The 15,529-nt window shown below is 42.4% G+C and carries 20 protein-coding genes; 19 read left to right on the top strand and 1 reads right to left on the bottom strand.

The window, feature by feature from the left end; all coding sequences use genetic code 11:
- Nucleotides 1-80 precede the first annotated feature (80 nt).
- From LSG31_RS00465 to LSG31_RS00450, 4 genes are all read left to right on the top strand, one after another.
- Nucleotides 81-749: an RNase A-like domain-containing protein gene (locus LSG31_RS00465; RefSeq protein WP_347437490.1), complete on the top strand. Its 669-nt coding sequence runs from the start codon at nucleotides 81-83 to the stop codon at nucleotides 747-749.
- Between the two features lie 17 nt (nucleotides 750-766).
- Nucleotides 767-1,087, top strand: coding sequence for a contact-dependent growth inhibition system immunity protein (locus tag LSG31_RS00460; protein ID WP_347437489.1), 321 nt, complete (start codon nucleotides 767-769; stop codon nucleotides 1,085-1,087).
- Nucleotides 1,088-1,089: 2 nt separating this feature from the next.
- Complete coding sequence (locus LSG31_RS00455; RefSeq protein WP_347437488.1) at nucleotides 1,090-1,239, top strand: hypothetical protein; 150 nt, start codon at nucleotides 1,090-1,092, stop codon at nucleotides 1,237-1,239.
- Nucleotides 1,240-1,476: 237 nt separating this feature from the next.
- Complete coding sequence (locus tag LSG31_RS00450) at nucleotides 1,477-2,829, top strand: hypothetical protein (RefSeq protein ID WP_347437487.1); 1,353 nt, start codon at nucleotides 1,477-1,479, stop codon at nucleotides 2,827-2,829.
- Here the strand turns inward: LSG31_RS00450 and LSG31_RS00445 are convergent.
- Complete coding sequence (locus LSG31_RS00445; protein ID WP_347437486.1) at nucleotides 2,819-2,959, bottom strand: ribbon-helix-helix protein, CopG family; 141 nt, start codon at nucleotides 2,957-2,959, stop codon at nucleotides 2,819-2,821. The genes LSG31_RS00450 and LSG31_RS00445 overlap by 11 nt on opposite strands.
- Before the next feature lie 94 nt (nucleotides 2,960-3,053).
- Between LSG31_RS00445 and LSG31_RS00440 the strand changes: the two genes are divergently transcribed.
- The 15 genes from LSG31_RS00440 (at nucleotide 3,054) to LSG31_RS00370 (ending at nucleotide 15,472) form a co-directional block, all read left to right on the top strand.
- Nucleotides 3,054-4,097, top strand: a complete 1,044-nt coding sequence (locus LSG31_RS00440; RefSeq protein ID WP_347437485.1) for a TnsA endonuclease N-terminal domain-containing protein — start codon at nucleotides 3,054-3,056, stop codon at nucleotides 4,095-4,097.
- Nucleotides 4,098-4,145: 48 nt separating this feature from the next.
- Entirely contained in the window at nucleotides 4,146-4,844 is a 699-nt protein-coding gene (locus LSG31_RS00435; protein WP_347437484.1) for a hypothetical protein, read from the top strand.
- Between the two features lie 4 nt (nucleotides 4,845-4,848).
- Nucleotides 4,849-5,691: a hypothetical protein gene (locus LSG31_RS00430; RefSeq protein ID WP_347437483.1), complete on the top strand. Its 843-nt coding sequence runs from the start codon at nucleotides 4,849-4,851 to the stop codon at nucleotides 5,689-5,691.
- 21 nt (nucleotides 5,692-5,712) lie between these two features.
- On the top strand, nucleotides 5,713-6,039 hold the full coding sequence (locus LSG31_RS00425) for a hypothetical protein (protein WP_347437482.1): 327 nt from the start codon (nucleotides 5,713-5,715) through the stop codon (nucleotides 6,037-6,039).
- A 15-nt stretch (nucleotides 6,040-6,054) separates the two neighbouring features.
- Nucleotides 6,055-6,828, top strand: coding sequence for a hypothetical protein (locus LSG31_RS00420; protein ID WP_347437481.1), 774 nt, complete (start codon nucleotides 6,055-6,057; stop codon nucleotides 6,826-6,828).
- A 24-nt stretch (nucleotides 6,829-6,852) separates the two neighbouring features.
- A complete protein-coding gene (locus LSG31_RS00415; protein ID WP_347437480.1) occupies nucleotides 6,853-7,797 on the top strand; it encodes a zinc ribbon domain-containing protein in 945 nt (314 codons plus the stop codon).
- A 36-nt stretch (nucleotides 7,798-7,833) separates the two neighbouring features.
- A complete protein-coding gene (locus LSG31_RS00410; protein ID WP_347437479.1) occupies nucleotides 7,834-9,309 on the top strand; it encodes a hypothetical protein in 1,476 nt (491 codons plus the stop codon).
- Nucleotides 9,310-9,339: 30 nt separating this feature from the next.
- Nucleotides 9,340-9,660 carry a hypothetical protein gene (locus LSG31_RS00405; RefSeq protein WP_347437478.1) on the top strand — a complete coding sequence of 107 codons (321 nt, stop codon included), beginning with the start codon at nucleotides 9,340-9,342 and terminating at the stop codon, nucleotides 9,658-9,660.
- Nucleotides 9,660-10,115: a hypothetical protein gene (locus LSG31_RS00400; protein WP_347437477.1), complete on the top strand. Its 456-nt coding sequence runs from the start codon at nucleotides 9,660-9,662 to the stop codon at nucleotides 10,113-10,115. Before LSG31_RS00405 ends, LSG31_RS00400 begins: the two co-directional genes overlap by 1 nt.
- Before the next feature lie 6 nt (nucleotides 10,116-10,121).
- A complete protein-coding gene (locus LSG31_RS00395; RefSeq protein ID WP_347437476.1) occupies nucleotides 10,122-10,760 on the top strand; it encodes a hypothetical protein in 639 nt (212 codons plus the stop codon).
- Nucleotides 10,761-10,871: 111 nt separating this feature from the next.
- Nucleotides 10,872-12,170 (top strand): IS110 family RNA-guided transposase, encoded by a 1,299-nt coding sequence (locus LSG31_RS00390; RefSeq protein WP_347436551.1) that lies wholly within the window; start codon nucleotides 10,872-10,874, stop codon nucleotides 12,168-12,170.
- A gap of 491 nt (nucleotides 12,171-12,661) precedes the next feature.
- Nucleotides 12,662-12,895, top strand: coding sequence for a hypothetical protein (locus LSG31_RS00385; RefSeq protein WP_347437475.1), 234 nt, complete (start codon nucleotides 12,662-12,664; stop codon nucleotides 12,893-12,895).
- Between the two features lies 1 nt (nucleotide 12,896).
- Nucleotides 12,897-14,639 (top strand): hypothetical protein, encoded by a 1,743-nt coding sequence (locus tag LSG31_RS00380; protein WP_347437474.1) that lies wholly within the window; start codon nucleotides 12,897-12,899, stop codon nucleotides 14,637-14,639.
- A 14-nt stretch (nucleotides 14,640-14,653) separates the two neighbouring features.
- The gene (locus LSG31_RS00375) at nucleotides 14,654-15,085 is read left to right on the top strand and encodes a hypothetical protein (RefSeq protein ID WP_347437473.1); all 432 of its coding nucleotides are present in this window, start codon (nucleotides 14,654-14,656) and stop codon (nucleotides 15,083-15,085) included.
- Nucleotides 15,086-15,133: 48 nt separating this feature from the next.
- Entirely contained in the window at nucleotides 15,134-15,472 is a 339-nt protein-coding gene (locus LSG31_RS00370) for a hypothetical protein (RefSeq protein WP_347437472.1), read from the top strand.
- The last annotated feature ends 57 nt before the right edge of the window (nucleotides 15,473-15,529 follow it).

Raw genomic sequence — 15,529 nt, 5'->3', positions numbered from 1 at the left:
TAATATAGAGAGTTTTTTTCTTAGAATAAAGCACGAATGCAAAATCGTGATATTCGTGAGTTATGAAAGAGGGGATGCAGATGTTTTTGATACGTCCGAGTCCTTCAATATGGAATCAAATAGTTGTCTATAACGGCCGATTACTTATCAAGAAACGATTACCTGATGTAGATCCATATCTCGGGGAACATTGGGTAACGATTCACGGGAATCACGTTTTGATTTCTTTGGATGGCACCATACTTTCCGGTCGCTTTCGTGGGCAACATATCCGGGATTTGCATAAAATTTATGGCAGTTCCAAAAGAAACAGGAATAAAAAGGGAATCAAACATGATATAATGGGAGCATATAGCCATTTAAGCCCTGGCGGCGGTCTTGCTTATCATGAGAAGCAAGGCGGTCATATGCTAAAAGGACACGTTAATATTGGATTTAAGAAACTTCGAGAGCGGATGAAGAATGATAAAGGAATTACAGCCGCATCAAAGTTTAAAGATCGATCTACAGCCGAAAGAATAGTCGATTCAGCATTACAAGACCATCAAATTCAAAATAGTATTAACCTGTGGATGAAAGATAAAAAACGTCGAACAAAATTGGTTCTAACTTTTAATTATGATGGTCCGGATGTTATCGGATGGAAAATTGCAAGTCATAACTCAAAACCTCAAAAGTGTTCGCGAGTAATGTTAGTGTTGAAAAAGAAGGGTAACGATAAATTTATTTTGACAGGCTACCCAATATAAATCAAAGGGTGAAGATTATGGCATTGTTCAATACACCTAAAGAATTTGTTGAAAATTTTTTAGGTGCAAATTTTCATCTGGATATTGAAGATTATAAAAGTGCGCTACAGGAGTACTTGAACGATGAGCATCCGGATTGTATTAAAGAAGACGCGGAAGCGATAGAACATTTTCTTTCGTCAAACATATCAAAAAAAGCGAAAGAAAAATTTATCAAAGAACATGCTCATGGAATTGGGTTTGACTATTTAAAGATTGATCCAGTTAAATGGCTGCGGGATGAAGTCTTGCCGAAGATGAAGCAAGCGGTCAAAAATAATACAAGGTGTTGTGATTAAACATGGATGAACAAAGAGTAAGAGAGATTATCAAAGAGGAACTGATCAAAGAAAAATTGATCAGTCCAAATGGTGTTAAAATAGAAGGTTCGTTTATTCTTGAGAAACTTGCCGAATTAGAGAAGATTTCTCAAGAGGAGTCAAAGAACTAATTTTGTTTTTGATACTTAAGTACTCCTTTTCATATTCATTGGTGTCCCAAATGCCTTTATTCTGCAGTAATTTGACAAGAGTTATTACTGCAATCTCAAGATCGTTTATTCGTTCTTGGATAGATCTAGAGCCATCGAACGGATTCATATCAGAGTTCACCCCCTTTATATGATAGTTGACTACCAATCTATCATAATGGTTGAACCTAAAAAAATAATACAAAGTAGGTGATCAATATGACTGTCACCTCTGTTTTTGTTGACAAAACCGAATACTCAAGATACTATCCGGATTTACAAGTCATAACGGCAACCATCCAAGTATCCAATCCAACGCAAGGTGCTACTTTATCAGTGGCGCTTTTTCGTTTGGACGGATATGGTGCTGTAGTTACGAAACAGATCACTTTGGCGGCTGCCACTCAATATCAGGTGATATTTGATCTTAATCGTGATTGCTTGGATTCACTTAATATTTACCGGGGGAAAGCCGGGGATTATGTGATTCAAGTGACAGACCCATCCGGCAACGTTATTCAATCCGGTATGTTTGCGGTGTCGATAGTTACGGTTAAGGAAATTACAACTGAATGGGCAAAAGGAGTAACGTTTTATGATTATGAAATCCTAAGACCCCGGGTTCAGCCGCAACAAATAACAGGTGTTGAAGTCATAGAAGTGACAGCGAACCATTTTAAAGGTCCATTTCCATTAGCGTTTACTGTGGGGAATCCAAGTACATTATCATGGAATGGTGGTCCACAGGTACCGATTAACGGGTTAGAACCTCAACAATTGCTGTTACTGGATCAACGTCAACAGGATGACATTATTGTCAATGTTGATCCATTGAAATTGCCAACACAGAATGTTACTGAAACACTGGTGATCGATAATGGGCGCATTACAGACCGAGCAATGATTCTCCAAGTTCGGCGTGCTATGAATTGGGTGCAGCAGCAGATCATAACAAAGATCGAACCGAATGTTGTAGACACGGATCCTGTCGGATATGTGGATGAAGTTGCTATTCCAGAAACGTACTATCAGCCGCGCAACTTCAATAAGTGGATGTCTTTTAAAATACCGTATCCAAACGTGTTAGACCTATCGGTAACTGGTTGGTTTAACCGTGGACAAGTGGCAACCGTACCGCGTGATTGGACTGTGTGGGATGAAAGAACAGGAATTGTTGAGTTGGTACCGTCGAATGCATCACAAGTCGTTTGGACTTTTTATAATGGTGTATTCGTTCTTTCGTATCTATTCAACTATGCAAGCATTCCAAGTTTTTGGCATTATCATGCAACAGTTGGTTTGCGCGATTTGTGGAATGAAAGAGCTGTTGTTCGTGAGGCAATCGCCAAGAAAGCAGTTTATGAGATGTTAAATACCGCAGGTTCAAGCTATAGAGCTGGTTTTTCGAGCCAAGGGGTATCGAGAGACGGCATTTCAGAGAATGCCAGCTACACATCATCAGCAATGTATGGTGTTTACGGGGGGCACTACGGCAGTTATTTGACATGGCTATCTGAAAATATTCCAAAAATGAAATCCCGCTTTTGCGGGATGCAGTACATTACGATTTAGCTTTTTCAACCCATTCTTTTGCATAGGATTCAAATATTTCTTGAATACTGGTTTCTTTTTCTATTGCAAGTTTTTTTAATTCTTTCAACAAATCAGAGTCCAAACGAAAAAGAACCTGTTTTCGTTCCATCTAAAAACCCCCTGTTGTTATCTTGATAACTTGTTATCATTTTAAATGTATGATAAATTGTTATCAAGATAACATATTTTTCGAGGTGAGTCTATTGGAGCGAAAATGCAAACATTGCGATAAGGTTTTTGAAGTACGAGCTAATCAAGTTGTGGCTGGTGAAGGTTTATTTTGCTCGCGTCAATGTTTATATGAATCAATGAAGAAACGTTCGCTGAATACATGCATTAATTGCGGGAAGCAGTATGAAGTTAAGCCACACAAGAAAGATAGTAAATATTGTTCTCGTCCGTGTTATTGGGAAGATAAGAAACGGAAATTACAAGGAAGTCCATTTCCAAAACCAACAGGCAGAATAGATATTAATTGTCATCAATGTGGTAAATCGTTCTCTAAGACGCTAAATAGCACGCGATTGTATTGTTCACGTAAATGTTCAGATGCGGCTAAGGTTGTTATGGAAGAAAGAACTTGTCCGATCTGCAAGAAAAAATTTGAATCACGTGTACAAAGTAAACATCAACGTAAAAAGGAACTATGTTGTAGTCAAGAATGCGAAGCTCAGTACCGTATTCGATACGGAAAACGAAGAGGTAATAAAAAGATTCCGGATGAACTTCTAATCATCGAATTGAAACGTGTATGTGAATATATTGGACGAATTCCTAACATACGTGACATTGAACGATATGGAATTTATTCATACGATGTATTTTTGGATCGTTGGGGAAAGTGGGACAATGCTCTTGAGCATGCAAGTATGAAACTTCCTTCACAGGCAGAAAAATTGGCTATAGGCAAAAAACTATATTGTATTGATGTTTTTAAGAAGAAAAATGGTTCAGACGAACCATATGATAGTGAATATGAAAAATTGTACATGGATCGTTTGGAAAAGGACGAAAGCATCGTATTTTGGACGCGTCGGCACGGTATCTTTTGGGAAACAGATAATATTTCCTACGTACCTGATTTCCTTGTAGTTAGACATGATGGATGTACAGTGGTTGAAATTAAGCCAGAAATTTACCTGGACGAGGAACTGAATCAACGGAAAGTAGAACTTGCGAAACGGAAATGTGAAGAACTTGGGTATAAGTTCGAAGTGATCACAGATCAAGAACTGATACAAGAATAGCCACCATATGGTGGTTTTTTATTCCTTGAAAGGTGGTGGTTAAATTCAATGCCTTGGGATAACTCAACGTTAAACATATCTAGCCAAGAAGACTTTATCAGGAAACATGGGGAATGGGTCAGTTATTCCATTGGAATGAAATGCTCTTGCACCGGTTCAATGATGATGACCGGAACCAGTATTCCAGATGCAAACCGCGCAAACCCTAACTGCCAAGCATGCAAGGGTATTGGGTTAGTTTGGATCGATAAAGGTCAGATATTCGGTGTTGTTGAGAACATCACTCAAAGTAAAGAGTTACTACAGGCTGGTATCGCTGCAGCCGGTGATTTAATACTTCTTCCTGATTTACAGGTAACACTTTCTGACTATGACAAGATTCAGCTTACATGGCCGGAAGGGATTCCTTTCGAAGGGGAACTTATCATAAAAGGATCCGGAACAACCGATTCAACGATGTATGGAGTCATGTCTGTATCTGAATGTATTTCCGTTGATCCTACAACTGGAGTCATTACAAACTACATTCCGGATGTAGATTTTACTTGGGATAAAACTCAACCTTTAAAACAAATCATTTGGCAAGGTAGTAATGTACCGTCTGCTGGATCCGTTTATAGCATAAAGTATCAAGCGCTTATGGATTGGATCGTATTCACGCCACCGCAGCCTCGTCGGGAACGCGGAACGAATCTTGGTCAGCGAGTCATATTGAGAAAAAAGCACTTTGTAACGTTCGGAGTGTGAAGATATGGCGGGGATGTTCAATCTTGAAATTGACCTTAATCAATTCTCCGATGTTATCAATGAATTGCCAGATTTATCAGTAGCAAAATCAGTGTTAGATCAAGGGGTAAAGAATGCGACTCAATACGTTAGAGACGTTTGGGTGGCGGCTGTTCAGGGCACAAGGTTGCCAGGAATGACTTATACAGTATTTGATGATTCATATGCGAAGAGCCTCAGGACCGGTGAATCTATGAAATTTCCGGCTCCATTATACGGTGTGGTTACCACCGATTATGATGGTGCCGATCGTATTGAAACTGGTTATGGACCTTATGACATGAAAACTGGTCTTTTGAACGGTCCTAAATCAAGACCATTAAAGAGCGGGAATGGCCGTTACAACACCGTTCCTTTTCGGCATTACACACCAACAGATAGTAATAGTGGTTCAAGCGTTATATCTATAAAAATGAGGATGCCTGACAATGTATTTGCCCAAGCAAAAAATCTGAAACGTAGCGTTTTTGATTCGAACGGAAAAATGAAGTGGGGGGAATCATTGGATTGGAATGCTAAGCCTGCTTACAGTTGGACGGGATATCAACATCAATCCAATATTTATGATGGTATGTATCGTGTTGGAGCTGCTAGACATTCGCAGTATTTAACGTTTCGAAGAGTGAGTACGCCGAGAATAAAAATCCTGCCAAATGGTAGAGAAGTTCGTGTCGGTAGCGCAGAAGATTCATGGATCCATCCGGGCGTGAAAGCAAATCCATTGATTGAATCAGTTTTCAATTATTGCATGCCAGAGGTTGAAAAAAATCTTATGGAACTTGCAGAAAAGGTTTTTGAAATTAGGTAGCCATAGAGAGGGGGTGATAACATGCAAAAGTTAACAGATCAACAATATGCAGCTTTCAATCAAAGCATTCCTTCACTTGGCACAAGAGGTGACAAAGGAAGGCCGACAGCTGGTGACATCATCAACTCGTTATTCCTGTTGGGCGGTAAGATCGTTACATATACATCTAACGCTACTGCTAACACGCAAGATACTGTGTATCATGGTCTTGGATATGTTCCTAACGGTTATATCGTGATTGGCAACGGGAACGGCGGTGTTGTTTACACTGGTGCAAATGCTGATGCTAACAATCTGTACTTAAAATGCACAACCGCAAGCAATTCAGTCACCCTGCTTGTATTCTAGGAGGTGACAAAATTAATGGCAGATTTTCATTTTTTCGTTGCATGTGAACGTGATGAGGAATTGGTAAAGGGAGAACGCAAACGCCTGATTCGTGGGATAGCTTCTACCGAGAGTGAGGATAAACACGGTGAGGAAATGGTGCTTTCAGGTATGGATTTTGAACCATATCTGAAAAGTGGTCGTTTAAATTACGATCATTTGACCGGGCCGCAACATCTCCTCGGGAAACCACTCGAAGCCAAGATCATTACGGATTCACGGCAGATTGGAAAACTTTCAAAGAAGAAAATTAATGGCCCTGTATTTTTTCATCTTTGCGAATTGTATGATACGGAACCTGGTAGAGCGGCGTGGGAATTGCTCAAGGCCGAAGAGGATGACGATGAAAGACAGCACGGTTTCTCAGTGGAGGGTGCTATCCTTGGTACAAGGGGTAAGAAACTCATTAAAACAAGGGTAGAAGATGTTGCACTGACACCAAAACCAGCGAATACGGATTCCTTTGCAACACTTGTAAAGTCACTAACCGCTACAACTACTGCAGGTGTATTAGATTTGCAAAATCTAGATGATAATCAGGAACCATCCGCCAAAGCGAAACAAGCACTAACGGGTATCTCATTAGAAGACTTGCTTTGGGGTGATTGTGAGAATGGTTGTTATGACAAACACGGTCGATTCGTCAAAGGGGCTAAATCGGCATATTTACATCTCGTAAAATGCCATGGTCACGATGAGGATGAAGCTTATAAATTTGTGAAGAGTCTCGCAAAAAGCGGGATTTTTTAATTTGATTACGAGGAGAGATAGCAAATGGACAAAACAAAACTGAAAAAACATTTAGAAGATTTGGGTGAACAGACATCTGGCGGCGCACATGATGCCATTACGTTTTCTGGTAAAGGATTGGGCTTCTTGCGCGATTTATTCAAAGGCGCAAAACACAAAAACGTTGAGGATGAAGAAACGGAAGAAGATGATGATGATCTTATTGAATGTCCAGAATGCGGGGAAGAATGCGATGAAGATTGCAATTTTTGTCCGAATTGCGGTTGTGATCTAGAAGATGCGGAAGGCAAAGAAGAAAAATCGAAAAAAGGGAAAAAAACAAAGAAACATGACATGGCAAATATGAAAAAGTCGAAGAATGCAGCAAACGGCGGCGAGCTTGACGAAGAGAATGAGGAAGATTTGGAAGATCCCGGGCAGGAAGGTGATGAAGAAATTATCACCAACAAAAACAAACGTATCAAAAAAGACAGCTTAAAGAGTGCTGTGAAAAAGAATACTCGTACTTTTGACGAACGCCGTTTTGTTAAGAACATCGATGAGTTCGAGGAAGAGCATGTAGATGTTCTCGATGCTTCTCCTGCATTACAAGAGTTGAGTAAAAATGTTCGCTATTTGGCAAAAAACACGAATGTTCAAATTCAAGAAATTGCAGATCAAAACATTCTCCTTGCAAAAGCGGTTCGCGAATTATTGAAATCCAATGCTGCAATGGCTGCTGATCTGGAGTTAATCAAAAAACAACCGGCTACGTCTCCTGCAACGGGATATGTTGTTTTAAACAAACAAGCAGGAAGTAGCAAGGCACGTAAACTACGAAAGTCTGAAATTGAAGATGTTGTTACGGACGCGATGAATGACGGCCTTGTCGAACCAATGGCACTTGCGAAGTTAGGAACGTTACGTACGCAAGATGAATTACAGTCTTTCGTTGAATCACTTCCTGATGAAGTGCAAGAACGTCTGTAATCATTCGATACTACATACAAAAGGAGGCCTGTATTCATGGCTGTAAGAGAAAAAGATTTGACGAAACGATTTGTAGCGAGGTCCTTTAACCAGCTTGCGAAATCTGCTTATGGTGGGAATTGGTCAGGCGTTGAAAATTATATGGCTCAACTCTCTAAGCCACTTGCAAAGGCCCTAGCAACTTCTGCTGTACCAGGCTTTGCAGATGGATCCAATTTGGTATTGCAGAACTTGGATAGCATCATGACATCTGTGCTTTTTACGGAAGATCAACTAGTAAAGCAACGGTTCATTGAACGTGTGCCGTCGATTAACCCAATCTTCCAATGGAATCGTAGAAATCAATACGGTTCGAGCCGTGGTACTATGGCGTTTGCGGAAGGGGGAATTGGCCCTGTAGGAAATGGTTCGTGGGCACGAAACACCGCTCCCGTGAAGTTCTTTGGCATTCAGCGGGGCACAACCGTGATTGCTAACTTGGCCGGGGCACTTGGCGGGATGTTTGACAATCCAGTCGAGGAAGAGGAATACGATGGCACCATGCAGTTGCTTGGTGGAGTAGAGCGTGCTCTGATCTGGGGTAACTCAACCATTGTGGACTCGGGTGGGAATGATATTTTTTATGACGGGTTCTATCGTCAGTTAAAAGCGAACCGTCCAAAAAATATCATCGATATGCACGGGAAACCAATGACATTTGATGTGATTTCTGAAATTGCAGCGCTTTATGCAAAAGCGTTTGTGACATCTGCACGTAATGTTGGCGCATTCCTGTCACCAGATACAATTGCTACTTTACAGTTGATGAAACAACAAGCTGAGCGGAATAATGACATGTCTTCGCGTGATGGCGGATTCGCAGCTGGTACTCCACTCGACGGGTATCGTACACAAATTGGATGGATACCGTTCATTCAAGACGTGTTTACGGAGCCGGTTGACAATGGAAGATCACCTCTCACAACAGCAGATTCCGGCGCACCAGGTGCAGTAACAACAGTAACGGCTGCAGTTGCTGCTCCCGGTGCCGGGCAAACATCCAACTGGCAATCCGGTGATGCTGGTACGGTTTACTACACAGTTGGTGCATTTAACGCACAAGGTGAGGCGGTTGGGTACCTATATACAACAGGTGTAAATGCGTTAGCGAATGATGTAGTTACCCTTACGATCACCAACGTAACAGGCGCGCTTGGGTATCGGATCTATCGCGGCACCCAATCAAATGGTTCGGATGCACAGTGGATTGGCGAGGTTGCTGCAACTGGAACTGCAACCGTTCCGTTTGTTGATGATAACAGTATTATGCCAGGTACCGATGTTGGTTTGTTTGTTGAAAAATCACCACAGAATTTAGTGATGGCGCAAATGGCACCATTACTCAAACTGCCATTTGCCATTCAAAACACAACCATTCCGTTTGGACTGTTGTATTTACACACACTGGCGATTAAAGCAATCGAACGTCAATTTCTTGTAATTAATATTGGTCGCACAGGTTATACAAGCTAATCAATAAAATCTAATAAGGTGGTGTAACCTTTGTTCGTACAATCAAAAATTCATAGAGAACTTGTTGGACACGTTGACGGTGAACCGTATCGTGTCCTTTTTGATGCCGACGGGATCGCAGAGGTGGATGATGCTGTAGGGGAACAACTCCTGCAGCTCGGATCTGCCACTCAATTTCAAATGTCTAACACAACGGACATCACAAAAATGAACCTTCCACAATTGAAAAAATATGCATCCGAAAATGGAATTGATCTCGGGGATGCAACAAAAAAGCCTGAAATACTTGAGAAAATAAACCAACATTTAATTGACAACGGAACTGGTACTGGTCCGGATGGTGATGCTTAATGCTGATTCAACCGAATAACACATCAAGGCAGCAACCGACAACAACCGGGGCAAATGGTGTGTCAGCTTGGCAGGGTGGGAATGCTCTTCCCTACCTGCCTAATTTTGCTGCTAAAAGTTCCGAACCGTTGTTTTATATGACCGCATATCCGCTTGAGTTTACATTGTTTAGCAAGCAAACAGCGGTTACAACTGGTCAAGCGGATCCGTATTCCGAGATTAATGCTTTAGGTCGAAATTTACATGCTGTTCAAGTGGCGGTTGAAACTGGTGAAACCATGAACGCGACCGTTCTTATAGAAGGCACACTCGATGGTGTTCATTGGACGCAGATTGAACAGATTACGGCACCAAAGATATCTCAGTATTCCGGATTATATAAGTCGATCCGCGCATCGATTACAGCCTATACTAGCGGGACTATTTCAGTATTAGCGGTCTCACAAAGGACGTGATGCTGGATGATGGCGGAAACATATATGCTCCAAGCATTGCAAAATGGGTTGGCTAGCATTCGTTCGAATCCAAGTCAATTGGCGGATATTTTAACAGCTCTAAATGCCAATGAATTATCCGCTGCACAGCAATGGTTTGGGAATGCAAACAATCAGATCATTATTGCTCCCGGGTTTCCAATGAAGCCCGAACAGTTGCCGTTTATCGGGATTACAGTTGGAAACGACGATCAAATAGAAAGCCAAACGGGTATCGGTCTCGATTATTATACGTCAACAGATTCGGGTTCAGGGATCATAACGCAATACCGTGGAGCTCCATTCAACGGCGCGATAAAAGGAACCATTTATACAACAAATGCAGACTTAATCGTTTGGTTGTCTGCGGTGTGTAAATGGTCTCTTTTGTCTCAGTATGATTGGTTAGGATCTGACAATGGTGGTGCAATGAGAAATATTCGTATTGGTTTAGGTGATTACGAACCTTCACCAGGATTCTTACCGATATTTTCTTTTGCACGAGGAGTTTATTTATACGGCGAGTATGATTGTGTCTTCACAACACAACCACAAGCGATCACATCGGACTCTGTCACTGGAAGTTTTAGCACACAAAACGATTCGTTTACGATTATTAGCAACTGAGGAGCAATTCCTGTAATGAAGTAATTTAAGCTTTGAACGAAAAAAGCACCTCTTGTATACTAGGAAACGTTCGACGCAGAACAATACCTACATACGAAAAGAGGCGCTCACATGAAGTATAAGACGAAGCAGAAACAGAATCAACGGATTACAAGAATTACCGAGAACACATTGGTGGTTGGAGCTGACATCGCAAAGAAGATACACGTAGCTCGAGCTGTGGATTTCCGTGGAATTGAGCTTGGGAAGGACTGTGTGTTTCACAACGACCAGGAAGGGCTGACGAAGCTGGCAGCGTGGATGAAGGAGCTTGGCCGAATTCATGAGAAAACAGACATTATATTCGGCATTGAACCGACTGGACACTACTGGTTCCCGTTAGCGGCGTTTTTGAAGGAGCAAGGCATTCAGGTTGTTGTTGTCAATCCGCATCATGTGAACAAGAGCAAGGAGCTCGAGGACAACTCACAGACCAAAAGCGACTACAAGGATGCAAAAGTCATTGCCGACCTCATTCGGAATGGAAAGTACTCAGAACCTAACTTACCGACCAAGGAATACGCAGAATTACGCATTCTGATGAATCTTCGCGAGAAGGTCATGGTGAGCTTGATTCAAGTGAAAACACGGATCACAAACTGGTTTGACCGCTACTTTCCAGAGTATCCACAGGTATTTAAGGACTGGGAAGGGAAAGCGTCCCTCATGACCATGCGTCAGTTTCCAACTCCAGAGGAGATTGTCTCCGTAGGCGCCAGAGGCGTTCTCTCACATTGGAAGACGGAAATCAAGCGTGGGGTGGGCATTAAGAGAGCGGAGCAGCTCTATGCGACCGCAACGGCTTCCATCGGGCTTACCGAGGGACTGGCAGCGGCTCGAATCGAGCTGACTATCTTGCTGCAGCAGTACGATCTGTATGGCAAGCAGGAAGAAACCATTATGGCGCAAGTCTTGCAGATTCTTGAGAAGATCCCCGGAACTCGGCAGATGCTGAGCATCCCAGGGGTTGGTGTTCTGACCGTCGCCGGTTTCCTAGCGGAGGTTGGCGATCTCAACAACTATGATCACGGACAGCAAATCATCCGCTTGGCTGGACTGAATTTGACTGAGAATAGTTCTGGAAAACGGAAGGGGAAAACGGGGATCAGCAAGCGGGGTCGTTCTCGATTAAGAGGCATCTTGTTTCGCGCCATGCTACCGATGGTGGCCAAAAACGAAGAATTTAAAGAGCTGCACAAGTATTACACGACACGTAGTCAGAATCCGTTAAAAAAGAAGCAGTCGATCATCGCCTTATGTGGAAAACTGGTTCGCGTACTTTATACATTGGGGACAAAGCAGAAAGAGTATAACGCAAACGATGTACTGGGGCCAGTCCGACAAGCCCAGCTACAACAAAGTGCAGCATAAAATAAAAAATAGAACACGTATCAACAGCTTAGTATCTGGTTTTTAATAAATGAAATATCCACAACTGGATATTTCACAAATTCAACATTATCAACAAACTGAAAACTCGATTATTCAGATGTGCACAACTTTGACAACGGAAGCACCGGAGAAGCCGAAGGATTTTATCCATAAGGGCAACGACCCAGTCGAGGAGCAAGAATCGGCCTCCACCCCTTGAGAGGTAGAACGAAGGAATGTAAGGGCATAGACCCAGCGTGACATGGGAGGGTAAACCCCGAGGGAGAACGTGGAGATCCACTGTGCGATCATACCATTTTATCCACAGTTTGGAAATCAAGACTTTCAAGCCCTATTCCTGCCACCGGCTCTTACAGAAAAAAATGTATTGAATTCAATTTTCATCCAATATCCTCAAGGTGTCAAAGTTGTAAAACTAAGAATGAGCGAGAAAACAGGAGAAAACATTACTTTATAGTGGGAGGTACTTTATGGCTGATAAATCAGAACTGACAGCGGCAAATTCTAAACCGATCGTAAATCAAACGGTTGAAGAAATGTATTACATGCCGCTTCGAACATTCGCTGACACCTATGCAAAGAAATATGGAATTGAATTGACGGCCGGATTTTTTCATGAGCAAGAACAAGCGAAACATTTTGCGGATACAGAAGAAAACTGGCATTCGCTTATTGTAAAATTTGCGAAAAAAGAGGTGAGATGATATGCCTTGGACCTATGCTGGTGAAACCCTTTCGCAACCGGGAGTTATTGCGGCGATCGATAATACAGGAATTTCAACTCCAGCGAATACCAATACGCGTGAATTGGTCCTTGTAGGGAGCGCTGGAGGAGGACAACCGAAAACTGTTTTAACATTTACCGATCCAGCAACTGCACAAAATGTGTTGCAATCCGGGACTGGATTAACAGCTGTTTTACGCGCATTGAATCCATCGGATGACCCTACAGTTTCCCCGGGAATCGTAAAGTTCGTTCGAATCGATCCTGCTACGCAATCTAGTTACAATGTGGTGAACGGTGCAACGACCGTCATTCAATTAGAATCCGTTGGGTATGGCTCTTATACAGACAGGATTACCACTCAAATTACCGCTGGAAGCATCCAAGGTCTTAAAGCGAATGTGACATTGGACAATACAAGTCTTACGCAAGACAATCTGTACCAAGCGGCATTCAGTGTGCAATATACTGGTTCTCAGGCTTCCGGACTTGTAACTGTATCCAATGCAAGTGGATATATCGAAGGTTTAGCAGGTCCTGCCGGAACTGAAACGGTACAGTGGACAGCTAACTTCTCAACGTATACAACCATCCAACAAGTGATTAACTACATCAATTCACAAACGGGATGGACAGCGTCTTTGATTAGTGCGAATCCAAATGGACCGTCGGCAAATGCCTTGGATGATGCAAGTTCACAGGCATGTAAAGCAACTGCATACACGGTTACAGCTATCTTGCAAGCAGTCATAAACTTCTATAACGGAACAAATCTTGTTACTGCGACACGTCCGAATAGTGTTGGTTTATTACCATCCACGATGACAGCACCTGCATATCTGACAGGTGGAACCAACGGAACACCAACAAACACAGATTGGTCTGATGCTTTTCTAGCTTTACAAAACGAAGGATTGGCTAGGATTATCGTTCCACTTACGGACCAATCAACGATTCATGCAATGGGTGATTCCCACTGCGCTTACATGTCTCAGCCGAATATCCGTAAAAACCGTGTGCAATTTGCCGGTGGATTAGCGGGTGAAACCGTATCACAGGTTCTTACGAGAGCGCAAAACTTGAACAGTCGCCGCACAACACTTGTATGGCCTGGTATTCAAGATGTAGATCCAATTACGTTCCAGTTAACGACATATGCGCCGTATTATGTTGCAGCACAAGCAGCTGCTATTTTCTCAAGCTTGCCAATCGTACAAGCATTAACGAGACAATCGTTGAAATGTAAAGGACTTGAAGGGACACTTCAATCGACGCTTCAAAGTTCCGATTATGACAATCTCGTTAATGGCGGCGTATGTGCCATTCAGTTCCAGCAAAACAGTCTCGGAAATGCCTATCGATTTGTACGCAGCGTGACAACTTGGTTGCAAGATACCAACCTTGTTAACGTTGAGATTTCTTGTGTAGCAAATGAAGATTATGTTTCTATCGCAGTCGGCGATACGGTTGATGCATTGATCGGCACTCCGGGAACTCCGGTAGGTGTGGGGCGTGTTATGTCGGCCATTGATGGAACATTGAGAAGCTTATACGAGGAAGGCGCGGTTGTTGGAGATAAAATCAGCGATGCTTACGGAAACATTGTTGTGAAATTAAATCAAGGTGCGGTAACGTCTACGTACAATGCAACAATTCCCGCTCCTATTAACTTCGCAGGACTTACTACTAAATTTAGCTTGTATAGCACAACGAAAGCTGCGTAAAGGGGTGAGAGACGTTGCCTACAATTAATAGACAAGTTCAAAGTGCGAACCTATTGGTCATTGAATTTGATGGCCAGCAAATTGGGGTTGTGCAGACGGCTCGGTTTTCTGGAGACTTTAGTCTAACTGACGAAAGCGGAATTGGGGATAATGTGGTTGTAGAATACGTACCAGGCATTGCTCATATCACAGTTTCCGCTTCTGGTATTCTGTTGATTCAAAAAAATCTATTAAGCGCGGGACTGATGCCTTCAAACAGCGTCCGTGACGTTTTACAAGGGAATGTATTCGACATTGGTTTGTATTCGCGCTCCAGCGGCGCATGGTTGCTTAAAGCAATCGATTGTAGTCCCGCGTCAATGGATATCGGAGTTAATACTGGACGGGCTGCAACTTATGATTATTCGTTCCGGGCTCGGGATATTGCTGGTACTTTGATCGGATAGGCTTCTGGAAACAGGAGCCTTTTTACATGCCAAAGGAGGACTTAACATATGGATATCTTATCTCAAAAACAAACAACTGAACTTGAAACGAAACTTGGTAAAATCACGGTTGAAACTCCTTCAGTTTCCAAAAAATTAGAAATCGAACGCAGACGTTCCGTATACGCCGGTGGCCTTACAGTCATGAGCCAGCAAGGAGCTGAACTTGCAAATATGTTTGCGACTCTGGATATTGTTATGACAAAATCACCGTTAACTCGGGATAAGAATGCAGATGCCTGGAATTACGATGAAATATACGATGAGGACGTTATTAAAGATGCATACGACAAGGCGGTAGAGTGGTTAAATTCCTTTCGAAAAGGAGTTTCATCAAAACAAGCGTAAATGGGCCAAAACGGACGCGGGTACTTATAGATACTGGTATCGTCATAAACATAATCT

It is taken from the genome of Fodinisporobacter ferrooxydans, from assembly GCF_022818495.1.
GTDB classification, from domain to species: Bacteria; Bacillota; Bacilli; order Tumebacillales; family MYW30-H2; genus Fodinisporobacter; species Fodinisporobacter ferrooxydans.
Note: the sequence above shows the minus strand (reverse complement) of the source record. Positions and strands in the feature narration are given on the sequence as shown.